The 14,043-nt window shown below is 56.2% G+C and carries 11 protein-coding genes; 6 read left to right on the top strand and 5 right to left on the bottom strand.

Features of this window, described 5'->3' with window-relative positions:
- Window positions 1-293 precede the first annotated feature (293 nt).
- The 3 genes from KSF73_05285 to lrp all read right to left on the bottom strand — a co-directional run bounded on the left by KSF73_05285 (window position 294) and on the right by lrp (window position 3,338).
- The gene (locus KSF73_05285; protein MBV1775122.1) at window positions 294-1,550 is read right to left on the bottom strand and encodes a hypothetical protein; all 1,257 of its coding nucleotides are present in this window, start codon (window positions 1,548-1,550) and stop codon (window positions 294-296) included.
- A 223-nt stretch (window positions 1,551-1,773) separates the two neighbouring features.
- Window positions 1,774-2,757, bottom strand: a complete 984-nt coding sequence (locus KSF73_05290; protein MBV1775123.1) for a thymidylate synthase — start codon at window positions 2,755-2,757, stop codon at window positions 1,774-1,776.
- Between the two features lie 110 nt (window positions 2,758-2,867).
- Window positions 2,868-3,338: a leucine-responsive transcriptional regulator Lrp gene (lrp, locus tag KSF73_05295; protein MBV1775124.1), complete on the bottom strand. Its 471-nt coding sequence runs from the start codon at window positions 3,336-3,338 to the stop codon at window positions 2,868-2,870.
- A gap of 122 nt (window positions 3,339-3,460) precedes the next feature.
- Between lrp and putA the strand changes: the two genes are divergently transcribed.
- Together putA and KSF73_05305 are read left to right on the top strand one after the other, a co-directional pair.
- Window positions 3,461-6,574: a bifunctional proline dehydrogenase/L-glutamate gamma-semialdehyde dehydrogenase PutA gene (putA, locus tag KSF73_05300; GenBank protein ID MBV1775125.1), complete on the top strand. Its 3,114-nt coding sequence runs from the start codon at window positions 3,461-3,463 to the stop codon at window positions 6,572-6,574.
- A 160-nt stretch (window positions 6,575-6,734) separates the two neighbouring features.
- A complete protein-coding gene (locus tag KSF73_05305; protein ID MBV1775126.1) occupies window positions 6,735-7,958 on the top strand; it encodes a multidrug effflux MFS transporter in 1,224 nt (407 codons plus the stop codon).
- A 7-nt stretch (window positions 7,959-7,965) separates the two neighbouring features.
- Here the strand turns inward: KSF73_05305 and KSF73_05310 are convergent, their stop codons facing one another.
- Both KSF73_05310 and KSF73_05315 read right to left on the bottom strand, forming a co-directional pair.
- A complete protein-coding gene (locus tag KSF73_05310) occupies window positions 7,966-8,226 on the bottom strand; it encodes a hypothetical protein (GenBank protein MBV1775127.1) in 261 nt (86 codons plus the stop codon).
- 59 nt (window positions 8,227-8,285) lie between these two features.
- Window positions 8,286-8,984, bottom strand: coding sequence for an OmpA family protein (locus tag KSF73_05315; protein MBV1775128.1), 699 nt, complete (start codon window positions 8,982-8,984; stop codon window positions 8,286-8,288).
- A gap of 201 nt (window positions 8,985-9,185) precedes the next feature.
- Here KSF73_05315 and gyrA point away from each other — a divergent pair, with 201 nt between their 5' ends.
- The 4 genes from gyrA to serC all read left to right on the top strand — a co-directional run bounded on the left by gyrA (window position 9,186) and on the right by serC (window position 14,016).
- Entirely contained in the window at window positions 9,186-11,795 is a 2,610-nt protein-coding gene (gene gyrA / locus KSF73_05320) for a DNA gyrase subunit A (GenBank protein ID MBV1775129.1), read from the top strand.
- A 151-nt stretch (window positions 11,796-11,946) separates the two neighbouring features.
- Complete coding sequence (locus KSF73_05325; GenBank protein ID MBV1775130.1) at window positions 11,947-12,432, top strand: PaaI family thioesterase; 486 nt, start codon at window positions 11,947-11,949, stop codon at window positions 12,430-12,432.
- Window positions 12,433-12,434: 2 nt separating this feature from the next.
- A complete protein-coding gene (locus KSF73_05330) occupies window positions 12,435-12,866 on the top strand; it encodes a PaaI family thioesterase (GenBank protein ID MBV1775131.1) in 432 nt (143 codons plus the stop codon).
- Window positions 12,867-12,930: 64 nt separating this feature from the next.
- On the top strand, window positions 12,931-14,016 hold the full coding sequence (gene serC / locus KSF73_05335) for a 3-phosphoserine/phosphohydroxythreonine transaminase (protein MBV1775132.1): 1,086 nt from the start codon (window positions 12,931-12,933) through the stop codon (window positions 14,014-14,016).
- Window positions 14,017-14,043 lie beyond the last annotated feature (27 nt).

The raw sequence follows: 14,043 nt of genomic DNA on the forward strand, positions 1-14,043 counted from the left end.
AAAGGGACCCGCTGGGTCCCTTTTTTCATGTTCAGCGTTTATATGCGGGGGATAAATATAGACTTGATTGCTTCCCGCTTGGCTGTAAGGGGAGTCCATGGATGTTATATGTAGACGGTGAAGCGATGGGTCTGCGCCGCTTGCACAACCGCTGTGCGGGACTGGCTGGGGCGGGCTGCGGAAGGTGTAGAGCAATAGCGTAGGGAATACACTGGCAAGAAAAATGCCACTGACTAGAGGTGGCCAGTGGCATGTGCAGATTGAAATGGGCGGCGTGTGCCGCCCGATTCAACTTAGAACAGGAAGATATTGGCAACGCAGCTGGTACACAGACCTGCCAGCACCGCTGCAAACAACGCACGCATGCCGATTGATGCGAGGTGCTTGGTCTGATTGGGCGCCATTGAGCCGATACCGGCCACGCAGATCCCCACTGAGCTGAAGTTGGCGAAGGATGCCAGCGCAAAGGTCGAGATCACAATGGAGCGGTCAGACAGCAGGTGCTCGCCCTTCATGCGTGCCAGATCGAGATAGGCCACAAACTCGTTGATGACCACCTTCTGGCCGAGCAGCGAACCGACATGCAAGCTCTCGTTCCAGCTGACGCCAATTGCGTAGGCGATCAGGCGGAAGGCTTCGCCAAACAGGTATTGCAGCGACAGGCCATCAAATGCACCATTTGTGCTGGCCTTGATCCATTCATTGATGCCGAACCAGGTGCCAACCACGTTATGCAGTAAGTGGTTACCCAGCGCAATCAGTGAGACGAAGGCTACCAGAATCGCCGCAATGATCACTGCCAGCTTCACGCCATCGGCAGTGCCTTGCACGATGGCATTGATGGCATTGCCGTGGTGGCCGTGGTCGTATTCGAATTTCTGCTGGGCAGTCGGATCGCGCTCCACTTCCGGCAGCAGCATCTTGGCAAACATGATGGCAGCCGGCGCGTTCATCACGGATGACAGCAGCAGGTAGGAGGCAAAGCGTGCCTGAGCTTCGGTGTCGGCGCCCCCCAGGAAGGTCACGTAGGCAGCCAATACTGAACCGCTTAAATGAGCCAGACCACCCGTCATCATGGTCATCAGCTCGGAACGGCTCATGCCCTTGATAAATGGTTTAACCAGCAAGGGCGCTTCGGTCTGACCCAGAAAGATGTTGCCTGCAACGGCCAGGCTTTCCGGGCCACTGAGACCCATGGTGCGCTTCATGATCCAGGCAAATACCACCACAATCTTCTGCAGAATGCCGAAGTGGTAAAGCAAGGCCGTAAAGGCCGAAAAGAAGATCACAATCGGCATCACGTTGAATACGAAGACAAAGCCAAGCTTGCCATCGGGTGAAGCCAGATCGTTACCAAAGACAAACTTGGCACCTTCACGGGCAAATGAGAGCAGCTTCACAAAGCTCATACTGATTGCTTTGAATGCCTCGCTTGCAGCTGGCACGTGCGCAATCACCAGGCAGAGGAGCACCTGCAAAAGAATCCCGAAGGACACCAGACGCCAGTTGATCGAACGGCGGTCTGTGGAAAAAACGAATGCGAGCAGCATTAGGCAGCTCATGCCTAATAGTGATTGAAGCACACTGGACATGGTCGTGTGGTCCGGAAAAAGGTGAAAGGGCGGGATTTTACCTAAACATCCGTGCAAATACATACGAATGTTTATTTAAAATCCCTTCTTGTGACAATGTTATGCCACCGTCTGTCTGGAAAACGCCATTTTAATGGCGTCGCAGCCGGTTTGAGTGATGGAATTTGGAGACGATTTGCGTTTATACAGCCATCGGCGCAGTCAGTGGCGGATGATGCTGATAGCCTTCCAGCCAGAAATCGGTCGGTTCCACTTTTTCCAGCCACTCTGGTTCGTACTTGCCAGTGATGGCGTAATCAGGAATGCGGTCAGACAGTACCAGCTTCGGAGCAGGTAAGGGCTCACGCTTCAATTGCTCATTCAGCATATCCAGATGGTTCTCATAGATATGCGCATCGCCGATGAAGTAGGTGAACCAGCGCGGCGTGTATCCCGTCAGGCGGCCGATCAGATGGGTCAGCGCGGCGCCTTCGGTAAGATTGAATGGCGTACCTAATCCGATATCGTTCGAGCGAATATACAGGCACAGCGAAATTTCCCGCTTGCTCTGGTTGATCAGGAATTGATAGAGCAGGTGGCAGGGCGGCAGCGCCATTTCTTCCAGTTGTGCCCAGTTCCAGCCATGGAACAGAATGCGGCGATTGCCCGGATCATTCATGATGGTATCCACACATTGACGCAGCTGGTCGATGGCCTTGTACAACACCACGCTCGGCCCCTTTTCGGCATCGTCCCATGTACCGACCTGGCTGTAGCCACGTTTGATGGCGTCGGTGATTTGCGCCTGGCCATTTGGCTCGTTGAGGCTGATCATCTTGTAAGCAGGCCAGTTACGCCATTGCACGCCATATACCGGACCCAGATCGTCCTCTTGCAGACGGTAGGGATTGGCCAGCCATTGTGCATTCTCATTGGCATTCTGATCCCACACTTTGCAACCCAGCGCACGAAAGTCCGCAGCGCTGCGATAGCCGCGCAAAAATCCGACCATTTCGCCGATGGCCGATTTAAATGCCAGCTTTTTGGTGGTGACTGCAGGAAACCCTGCCTGCAGATCGAATTTCATCATGGCGCCCGGCACACTGCAGGTGCGGATACCGGTGCGGTTGTCCTGCCAGCTTCCGTTGGTCAGGACGTCTTCAACGAGTTGCAGATACTGTTTCACGTCGTCGGTCTTTCAATGTGTTGCGCTGCACAGCAGCTGATGCCGACACTTTACCGTGTGCCGCTTTTTGCTGCACGGATTCACTGCACTTGGGTGCATCGAATTGCCCATTATGGGGCGATGTGAATGGCGGGTGAGTCTTTCACTTCCTCCATCACGGCGTAGGTGTGAGTCTCGCGCACACCCGGCAAGCTGAGCAGCGCGCTGCCCAGCAAGTCCCGATAGGCCTTCATGTCTTTCACACGTGCCTTGATCAGATAGTCGAAGCCGCCTGCCACCATATGGCATTCCTGTACTTCGGGATGATCCTGCACTGCCTGCTTGAACCGGTCGAATACCTCGGGGCTGGTGCGATCCAGCACCACTTCCACGAACACCAGCAACCCTGCGTCGAGTAGTTCCGGGTTCAGGCGTGCACCATATCCTAATATGTATCCATCACGCGTCAGACGTTTGACCCGTTCGAGGCAGGCTGTGGCGGATAGCCCGATTCGCCGGCTGAGATCGAGATTGGAGATGCGGCCATCATTCTGCAATTCCCGCAGAATCTTGCGATCAATGCGGTCTATGGTGCTATGCATCGAAATTTCTCGCTAAATTTTTAAGATTGACCAGATTTTATCCCGAAAAGGATGCGTAAATCAGCAGCACATTCGGTAGCGACAACGATACCATGCGCCATCTTTGGAGAGACACCCAAGTCATGAACCAGACACCTCTTTACCCTGATTTGCCGACAAGCCTACCCGGCTTTGAAGCGATACGCGGTAACCTTTTCACCGACGAGGTGGAAGCGGTTACCCGTCTCCTGCCGCTTGCACGTCTGTCGCAAGCACAGGAAGACGCAGTTCGTCGCCGCACCATGGTGCTGGCCGAAGGCGTACGCAAGGCGGCAAGTGATAATCACTTTGAAGCATTCCTGCAAAGCTATGGCCTCGGCACCGACGAAGGTCTTGCGCTGATGGCACTAGCCGAAGCGCTGCTGCGCGTGCCAGACAGCAATACGCAGGATCAGCTGATCCGCGATCTGCTCGACGAAAAAGACTGGCGCCGGTCCGAGACCGCCACCTGGCTGGTTGATATGGCCAGCCACGGTCTGTCATTCACTGGCTTCTGGCTGGAAATGTCGGATCGTGCCAACTGGCTGGGCGCTGTTGCCCGCCGTGTGGGAGAGCCTGTGCTGCGCTCCGCCATGAAGATCGGTATGAAGGTGATGGCCGAGCATTTCGTGGTTGGCGAAACCATCGAAAAAGCACTGGCCAACTCCGATGCACGCTGGCGCTATTCCTACGACATGCTGGGTGAAGCGGCGCTGACCAATGCCGATGCGGAAGGCTATTTCAAGGCCTACCATCAGGCGATTGCCGCACTCGCTGCCAATCCTGACAAAGAAACCGGTTTTGCGCGTCAGTCGATCTCGGTCAAGCTGTCCGCGATTCATCCGCGTTATGAATTCGGTCAGCGCGATCGCGTGATGAACGAGCTGTATCCGCGTCTGTACGATCTGGCGCTGGCAGCGTCGCGTGCAGATCTGGTGTTCAGTATCGATGCGGAAGAGTCCGAGCGTCTGGAAATCTCGCTGTGGATGTACGAAAAGCTCATCCGCGAACCGGCCCTGAAAAACTGGAGTGGTCTGGGTCTGGTGGTGCAAGCCTATCAGCGCCGCGCACCGTTTGTGATCGACTGGCTGGCCGAGCTGGCCCGCGATACCGGTCGCCAGCTGCCCATCCGTCTGGTGAAGGGCGCTTACTGGGATAGCGAAATCAAGCGCGCCCAGCAAAACGGCCTGCCAAGCTACCCGGTCTACACCCGCAAGGCGCATACCGATGTGGCCTATATGGCCTGCGCAGCCAAGCTGCTCGACTACGGCAAGCTCTTCTACCCGCAGTTTGCCAGCCACAATGCGCAAACACTGTCCTGGCTGCTCGAACGCACACGCGGCACCGAGCGCGCCTTTGAAATCCAGCGCCTACACGGTATGGGCGAAGCGCTGCATACCCAGATATTCGAAGCAGAAGGCATTGCCAGCCGCGTGTATGCGCCGGTCGGTCGTTTCCATGCGCTGCTGCCATATCTGGTTCGTCGCCTGCTGGAAAATGGCGCCAACTCTTCGTTTGTGCATCAGCTCGCCAATCCGGATGTGCCGGTGGAAACCATCGCGACCAGTCCGGTGGACGATGTACAAAGCAAACCGATTACTGCCGGTGTGATCCCGCCAAGCGCGGTGTTCGCCCCCCGTCTGAACAGTCAAGGATTCAGCATGGCCGATACCATTACCCTCGATCAGTTGCGCACCCGTCTGGCTGCGTTGTCGAATCAAACCTTCTCCGCTCAGCCGATCGTCGGTGGTCAGCGTCTGAGTGGCACGGTTCAGAGGCGCGTGTCTCCGGTAGATGAGCGCATCGAAATCGGCACGCAAGTGGCTGCTGATGCTGCCGCAGTCGAGGGTGCGCTGAACAAGGCCGATGCTGCATTTGATGACTGGCATGCCACCACGCCTGAAGCACGCGCTGCCATCCTGAACAAGGCGGCTGACCTGCTCGAAGCCCGTCAGGACGAATTCCTGTTCCTGCTGTCGCGCGAATCCGGCAAGTGCCTGCCCGATGCGCTGGGTGAGCTGCGTGAAGCGGTGGACTACCTGCGCTTCTACGCCGCCGAGGCTGTGCGTCTGTTCGGTCAGCCCATCAGCCTGCCGGGTGTGACGGGTGAGTCGAACGAGCTGCGCATGTATGGTCGTGGCGTATTCGTGTGTATCGCCCCGTGGAACTTCCCGCTGGCGATTTTCCTCGGCCAGATCAGTGCTGCGCTGGCTGCGGGTAATACCGTCGTCGCCAAGCCATCCCGTCGTACCCCGCTGATTGGCATGCGCGCCATCGAAGCACTGCTGGATGCAGGCATTCCGGCTGATGTGCTGCACTATCTGCCGGGTGAGTCCGGTGGCCTGTCTGACAAGCTGCTGGGCGATGGTCGTGTTGCTGGCGTGGCCTTTACAGGCTCGACTGGCGCTGCATGGAAGATCAACCGCACGCTGGCTTCGCGCAACTCCTCCATTGCCAGTCTGATTGCCGAAACCGGCGGTCTGAATGCAATGGTGGCCGATAGCTCGGCTCACGTTGAACAGCTGATTATCGATGTGCTGCAAAGCGCGTTTAACTCGGCCGGCCAGCGTTGCTCCGCTCTGCGTATCCTGCTGGTGCAGGACGACATCGCCGACACGGTGATGGAACGTCTGGGTCAGGCCATGAACGAACTGCGCTTGGGCGATCCGCTGCAGCTGTCCACAGATGTGGGCCCGGCAATCGATCGTCAGGCACAGCGTGACCTGAACGCTTACTGCGACAATCTGGCCAAGACTGCTCGGCAGATCGGCGCCAGCGCTGTCACCGACGAATGTGCACATGGTGCATTCGTGGCGCCACGCGCTTTTGAAGTGACACTGAGCACCTTGCCGACCGAAGAAACCTTCGGCCCGGTCCTGCACGTGGCACGTTTCCCGACTGGTGGCGTTGAAGCTGCCGTCAAGGCCGTGAATGCGCTGGGCTTCGGTCTGACCATGGGCGTGCATACCCGTCTGGATTCCACCGTGGACGCCGTTCGCCGCCACGCTCGTGTGGGTAACCTCTACGTCAATCGCAACCAGATTGGCGCGGTTGTGGGTTCGCAGCCATTCGGCGGTGAAGGTCTGTCCGGTACTGGCTTCAAGGCCGGTGGCCCGCACTATCTGCTCAAGTTTGCATCGGAGCGCGTCGTCACCATCAATACGGCTGCCGTCGGCGGTAACGTGAAACTGATGGCTGGCAGCGAAGGCAGTCACTAAGCCAAGCGATTGATGCAATAACGATTTCGTTTGTCGTTGATGTTCGGCCCGCCTTGTGCGGGCCTTTTTTTATCCGGCTGTATCTGGAGCTAAGTACGAATTCAGGCAACAATACAGGTTTCCCCTTACATGCCCGGATCTGCTCCGGTCTGGTTCGTTTATGCCTCGCTTTGCCTCGCCGCAATCCATCCTCATCTTGCTCTTGGCTGCGCTCGCCATGCTGGGGCCGTTTTCCATTGATACGGTCTTTCCGATGTTTCCGGAGATCTCGCGCGATTTGCATGTTGGCAATGTCGAAATGCAGCAAACCATTAGCGTGTATCTGTTTGCTTATGGATTGATGGCATTGCTGCATGGTCCCTTGTCGGATGCGCTGGGGCGTAAACCGGTGATCCTGTGGGGGACGCTGATTTTTGCCGGGGCATCGGTTGGATGTGCGCTGTCCACATCGATCTGGCAATTATTGTTCTGGCGAGCCGTACAGGGCGTTTCGGCAGGATCAGGCCTGATTGTGGGGAGGGCGATTATTCGCGATCGCTTTCATGGTAGCGATGCGCAAAAAGTCATGTCGCGCATTACCATGATCTTCGGAATTGCCCCGGCCATCGCCCCGATCATTGGCGGGATTGTGGGTACCCGCCTGGGGTGGCAAGCCATCTTCTGGCTGCTGGCGATTTTCGCAGTACTGGTATACGTGGCATGTGTGAAATGGCTGGAGGAATCGCACGAGCAATCGCATCGCATGCCTTTGCAATTCGCGCCTTTATTTGGCGCTTACTGGCGCATGCTGAACAATCGCCAGTTCATGCTCCTGACGATTTCAGGCTGTTTTAACTTTGGCGCGCAGTTTATTTACATCGCATCAGCGCCGGTATTTATCATGAATATTCTGGGCTATGGGCCGCATGATTTCTGGCGGTTTTTCATTCCCATGATTCTGGGGATGATGACGGGGGCGTGGATGTCCGGCAAGCGCGCCGGCCGAAGCTTTCCGGCAGCTACAATCCGCCTTGCGTATATCATCATGATCGCGGCAGGGGTGGCAAATCTGGTGTATTGCCTTTATGCCCCTAGGATGGAATGGCCATGGGCTGTGCTCTCGGTGTTTGGGAATGGCGTGGGTGTGGCGCTCGCCTTTCCGACGCTGACCCTGATGCTGCTGGACTTGTATCCGCATGAGCGCGGAACGGCATCGTCCTTGCAGTCATTCACTTCCCTCATGCTGAATGCGGTCATTGCGGGCGTCATCTCGCCGTTTCTCGCGCATTCGGCAGCACATCTGGCGATTGGCGCACTCTGCTCTACGCTGCTGGGACTGGCGGCCTGGCTACTATATCGTCACGTGTCCGGCAATGTTGCACCCGGTGAACAAGCCGCGTCCTGAGCGTGTGTCACGGTTTGTGATCGCCCTGATCAGTGCTGCGCTTGAGGGTCGAGAGGGCTGTTTGCTGCATTTCCATGGTTTTGATGGTCATTTGCAGCATGGAAAGTTGCAGACTGAGCCAGCCCTCGACTGTTTTTAGTTCATTGATTTTTCTGGAAAGTTCTTCTTCGGAGAGTGGGGGCATAAACCCGCCCATATGCTGCTCCATGGGTTTCCAGAATTGCCGGAACATGGCGAATGGGTCTTGCTGCTTGTTGTCGTCACTCATCTGCTATTCCCGCCTGAAAGTAAAAAGCCCCGCGTCGCGGGGCTTTTGATTGTGCAGCCTTATTGAGCTTCGCGCACTGCGGAGATTTCGATCACAACGCGGCGATCCGGTGCGTAGCACTGAATCAGCTTGGACTTGTTCTTCATGACCTTCTTGCAGTCTTCAGGCTTGGTGACCGGCTCGGAGAAACCCTTGCCTGCGGAGCTGATCATGTTGCCAGCAACGCCCTTGCTCACCAGGAAGTCACGTGCTGCAGCGGCGCGTGCTTCGGACAACTTCTGGTTGTGGTCGGCCTTGCCCAGACGGTCCGTGTGGCCCACAACGGTGATCTTGGTCTTGGCAGCATCGTACTTGCGTTCGTTCAGCACGGCAGCCACGGACTCGAGGGATTGCTTGCCTTCGTCCTTCAGGGTGGCCTTGTCCAGATCAAACAAACCGGATGCGTTCAGGGTGATGGTTTCCATCTTGGCAGGTGCCGGAGCAACTGGCTTCGGCGCTTCCACAACAGGTGCCGGCGCAGGAGCAGGCTTCGGTGCTTCAACAACAGGAGCAGGCGCCGGTGCGACATAACCTTGGCAGCCTTCAACAGCCTTGTCCTTTGTCCACGAGCTGGTTTGCCAGCATTCGCCGAATGCATTGCGCACGATCTTGCCTTGCGAATCAGTGGTGTAACCTTCGATCGCAAAAGCGGATACGGCGGCGGTGCCGAGTGCTGCGCCAATAGCGAGACGTGCCAGCTTACGTGTTGCAAATTTCATCGTTATTCTCCTTGATTGGGGTGACCAGCAGCGACGAACTATGAGGCAGTGTCAATAGCGTCGATGAATGGAGCGAAGTTTATATGAGGGTAATGTTACATATCAATCGCAAACGCATGACATTTTCAGGCAAATTGGTGAGTAGAAGCCGGTCGTGGTAAAATTTTCGTCTATAACCAAGATCCGGCTATCCGTCCTCACATGACCGACTCGCAACAGTTCGCTAAAGAAACCATTCCGGTAAGCCTCGAAGAAGAAATGCGCCGCTCCTACCTCGATTACGCCATGAGCGTGATTGTGGGGCGTGCCTTGCCGGATGTCAGGGATGGCTTGAAGCCTGTGCATCGCCGCGTGTTGTTTGCGATGCACGAACAGAACAACGACTGGAATCGTGCTTACAAGAAGTCGGCACGTATTGTTGGCGATGTGATCGGTAAATATCACCCGCACGGTGATACTGCGGTTTATGACACAATCGTCCGCATGGCGCAGGATTTTTCCCTGCGTTATCCGCTGGTGGATGGTCAGGGTAACTTCGGTTCCGTGGACGGTGATAATGCTGCCGCCATGCGTTACACCGAAATCCGCATGGCCAAGATTGCGCATACCCTGCTCGAAGATATCGACAAGGAAACCGTCGATTTTGGTCCGAACTACGATGGCTCCGAGTCCGAACCGCTGGTGTTGCCGACCCGCGTCCCGAATCTGCTGATCAATGGCGGCACCGGTATTGCTGTGGGGATGGCTACCAATATTCCGCCGCATAATCTCGGCGAAGTGGTGGATGCCTGTCTGGCGCTCATGGGTAACCCCGATCTGAGTGTGGACGACCTCATCGAATACATTCCGGCACCTGACTTCCCAACCGCAGGTATCATTTATGGTACGGCGGGTGTCAAGGAAGGCTATCGCACTGGCCGTGGCCGCGTGGTGATCCGTGCGCGCACGCACGTCGAACCCATCGGTAAGGCCGATCGTGAAGCCATCATCGTGGATGAGCTGCCGTATCAGGTGAACAAGGCCAAGTTGCTGGAGCGCATTGCCGAGCTGGTGCGTGAAAAGCTGATCGAAGGCATTGGCGAAATCCGTGACGAATCCGACCGCTCCGGCATGCGCGTGGTCATCGAACTCAAGCGCGGCGAAGTGCCGGATGTCGTACTGAATAATCTCTACAAGCAAACCCAGCTGCAGGATAGCTTCGGGATCAATATGGTGGCGCTGGTTGATAACCAGCCGCGCCTGTTGAACCTCAAGCAGGTGCTGGAATGCTTCCTGCGTCATCGCCGCGAAGTCGTGACGCGTCGTACCGTATACGAACTGCGCAAGGCACGCGAACGCGGACACATCCTCGAAGGTCAGGCTGTTGCGCTCGCGAATGTCGACGAAATCATCGCCCTGATCAAAGCATCGGCCACGCCGCCGGAAGCCAAGGCTGCCTTGGTGGCACGCGTCTGGAAGTCGCAATTGGTTGTGGAAATGCTGGAGCGTGCAGGCGGGGATGTCTGTCGTCCTGCCGATGCACCGGCAGGCCTTGGTTTGACGCCAGAAGGCTATCGCCTCTCTGAGGTGCAGGCGCAAGCGATTCTGGATCTGCGTCTGCAGCGTCTGACCGGCCTGGAACAGGACAAGATTTTCGGCGATTACCGTGAAATTCTCGAAACCATTGCGGATCTGCTGGATATTCTGGCGCGTCCTGAGCGTGTGACCGAAATCATCAGTACCGATCTGACGGAGATCAAGACTCAGTTTGGTGATCCGCGTCGTTCCGAAATCGTGGCGCATGGCGGCGATATCAATATGGAAGATCTGATCACGCCGCAGGATATGGTGGTGACGCTCTCCCATTCTGGGTATATGAAGTCTCAGCCGCTCGACGAATATCGCGCCCAGAAGCGCGGAGGTCGTGGCAAGCAGGCAACTGCCACCAAGGACGACGATTTCATCGACAACCTGTTCGTCGCTAATACGCACGACTTCATCCTATGCTTCTCGAGCCTGGGACGTGTGTACTGGATGAAGGTGTACGAAGTACCGCAAGGTGGCCGTGCATCGCGTGGCAAGCCGATCGTGAATCTGCTGCCGCTGCAGGACGGCGAAAAAATCAATGCGATTCTGCCGGTGAAGGCATTCACTGACGATCACTTCATCTTTATGGCCACCGCACGCGGTACCGTGAAGAAAACCCCGCTGTCCGATTTCTCGCGTCCGCTCAAGAAGGGCATTATCGCAGTGGATCTAGACGAGGGCGATCGTCTGATTGGCGTGGCCATTACCAATGGTTCGCATCAGGTGATGCTGTTCTCCAGCGCAGGCAAGGCCGTGCGCTTTGATGAAAGCGATGTGCGCGCCATGGGCCGTGCAGCGCGCGGTGTGCGCGGTATGATGCTGCAGGATGGCAACGAGCTGATTTCCCTGCTGGTAGCCGAGTCGGAAGACTGGCACGTCCTGACCGCTAGCGATGGCGGTTATGGCAAGCGCACGCATATCAGCGAATTCCGTCATACCAGCCGTGGTACTCAGGGCGTGATCGCCATGGACCTGACTGATAAGACCGGTCTGAAGCTGGTGTCGGCGACGCTGGTGCAGGAAACCGATGGGCTGATGCTCATTACCACTGGCGGTGTGCTGATCCGCACCAAGGTGGCCGAAGTACGCGAAACAGGCCGTGCCGCACAGGGTGTGCGCCTGATCAATCTGGATGCCGGCGAGACCTTGTCCGGTGTCGAAAAAGTCATTGAAACCGAAGAAGAAGGCGACGAGGAGACGCCCCCGGATCAAGGTGACATCGCTGAGGGCGATGCCGCCGAATAAGAAGTCACGATCCGGTTAGCAGCGGGTCTGATCTGGGTAAACGTTTGCGTGAAGATGGATTGCCATATCACGCCGCGATTTATCCATCAGACCTGTTTTTTCGTGCCAAACTTGAGGCAGGACGGTATCCGCCTGTACTCGGGAGATGTATATGCATCCGATGTCATTACCGGTCGCCAATCCGGTCATGTTCGACGAGGTTGCGCGCTGGTTTTGTGCCATTCCGCATTCCGCAACAATCGGTCTGGAGTTTGTGCTGGGTGAGCGCGAACGCGCCACCATGCGCATTCCATACGATACCAAACTGGTGGGGAATCCTCGCACCGGTGTGCTGCATGGCGGGGTGATTACCTCGCTGATTGATACCACCAGCGCCTTGTCCGTGATGTCCATGCTGGATAGAAATGAAGCAATCGCGACCCTGGACCTGCGCATTGATTATCTGCGCGGCGCTTCTCCGGGATTGGCTGTCTATTGCACGGCAGAATGCTATCGTCTGGGAAAACAGATTGCCTTTACACGCGCCACTGCGTATCAGGAAGGCAATGATCAGCCGATTGCGCATGGTGTTGCCACCTTTATGCGTGATTCCAGCCATGCTGCAGTAGGCGGCAATGCAGATGTGAAGGGGAGCTAAGTATGGTTCAGCTCGAAAAATTGCATGCGGCAAAGGAATCCGGCAATTACGACGCCATCATCGAACAAATCCCGTATGCTCAGTTACTGGGCGTGCAGATGACGGAAGAGAATGGCATGCCGCTGTTTATTCTGCCCTTTGATCAGAAAAATGTTGGCAATGTGCATCTGCCAGCACTGCATGGTGGGGTGATCGGCGGGTTTCTGGAAAATTCGGCATTGCTGCATCTGGTCTGGGCACGCGAGTCGGCGGATGTGCCGCGCACCATCGATTTTTCACTCGATTTTTTGCGCTCGGGTAAGGCTCAAACGCTGTATGCTCGCTGTGACATCACCAAGCAGGGAAAGCGCGTGGCCAATGTGCGCATGACGGCCTGGCAAGAGGACGAATCTAAACCGGTTGCGGTAGCACGCGCGCACTTTTTGTTGTCGTAATGGTTGATTGACAAGGCACACCAGTGCCAGCGGTAAAAGCCCGCAAAGGGCAAGCGAGGGAAGCATGAGCAAGGTATTCAATTTCAGTGCAGGGCCAGCGGTGCTGCCGCGGGAAGTGTTGCTTGAAGTGCAGAACGAGTTGCTGGACTGGCATGGCTCCGGCATGTCGGTGATGGAAATGAGCCATCGCGGCAAGGAGTTCATGCAGATCGTGGCGGAAGCTGAAGAAGATCTGCGTGCACTGATGGGCATTCCGAAAAACTATAAGGTGCTCTTCCTGCAAGGCGGGGCATCCATGCAGTTTTCCATGGTGCCGATGAATCTGATCCGAGATAAGCGATCCATTGATATTGTCGATACCGGTCACTGGTCCAAACTCGCGATCAAGGAAGCACGCCGTTATGCTGAAGTGAATGTCGTTGCATCCAGCGATGACCGCGCATACAGCTATGTGCCAAAGCAAAGCGAATGGCACTGCAACCCCGACGCCGCTTATCTTCACTACACCTCGAACGAAACCATCGGTGGTCTGGAATTCCCGTTCGTACCCGAAACGGGTGATGTACCACTAGTAAGCGATATGTCGTCCAACTTTTTGTCGCGCCCGATCGATGTAAGCAAGTTTGGCCTGATCTATGCGGGGGCTCAGAAAAATATTGGACCTGCTGGTCTGACAATTGTGATTGTCCGCGATGATCTGCCGGGTAAACCGCTGCCAGGTACGCCTACGATGTTCGACTATCGCGTACAGGTGGATGGCGAATCGATGTATAACACACCGCCGACATGGGCCATGTATGTGTCGGGTCTGGTGTTCAAGTGGGCACTGAAAGAAGGCGGCATTCAGGCCATCGAGCAGCGCAATATCGAGAAGGCAGCCTTGCTGTACGAAACCATCGATACGTCAGGTGGTTTCTATCATGCGCCGGTCGAGAAACCATACCGTTCGCGCATGAATGTGCCCTTCCGTCTGGCTGATGAGCAGTTGAACGATGTGTTCCTGAAGAGTGCTGCCGAGCGCGGCTTGCTGCAACTCAAGGGGCACCGAGCACTGGGTGGGATGCGCGCTTCTATTTATAACGCGATGCCGCTTGAAGGTGTGAAGGCGCTCAGCGCTTTTATGCATGATTTTGCCAAGGCCAACGGCTAAGTCGACTTGCCGTAAGTATCCGTTTGG

The organism is Burkholderiaceae bacterium DAT-1, from assembly GCA_019084025.1.
GTDB lineage: Bacteria > Pseudomonadota > Gammaproteobacteria > Burkholderiales > Chitinimonadaceae > DAT-1.

Coding starts and splice junctions, on each gene's coding strand:
- KSF73_05285 (MBV1775122.1), bottom strand. CDS start 1,550: ATGCTGCTCGCATTCGTTTTTTCCACAGACCGCCGTTCGATCAACTGG.
- lrp (MBV1775124.1), bottom strand. CDS start 3,338: ATGCATAGCACCATAGACCGCATTGATCGCAAGATTCTGCGGGAATTG.
- putA (MBV1775125.1), top strand. CDS start 3,461: ATGAACCAGACACCTCTTTACCCTGATTTGCCGACAAGCCTACCCGGC.
- KSF73_05305 (MBV1775126.1), top strand. CDS start 6,735: ATGCCTCGCTTTGCCTCGCCGCAATCCATCCTCATCTTGCTCTTGGCT.
- KSF73_05310 (MBV1775127.1), bottom strand. CDS start 8,226: ATGAGTGACGACAACAAGCAGCAAGACCCATTCGCCATGTTCCGGCAA.
- KSF73_05315 (MBV1775128.1), bottom strand. CDS start 8,984: ATGAAATTTGCAACACGTAAGCTGGCACGTCTCGCTATTGGCGCAGCA.
- gyrA (MBV1775129.1), top strand. CDS start 9,186: ATGACCGACTCGCAACAGTTCGCTAAAGAAACCATTCCGGTAAGCCTC.
- KSF73_05325 (MBV1775130.1), top strand. CDS start 11,947: ATGCATCCGATGTCATTACCGGTCGCCAATCCGGTCATGTTCGACGAG.
- KSF73_05330 (MBV1775131.1), top strand. CDS start 12,435: ATGGTTCAGCTCGAAAAATTGCATGCGGCAAAGGAATCCGGCAATTAC.
- serC (MBV1775132.1), top strand. CDS start 12,931: ATGAGCAAGGTATTCAATTTCAGTGCAGGGCCAGCGGTGCTGCCGCGG.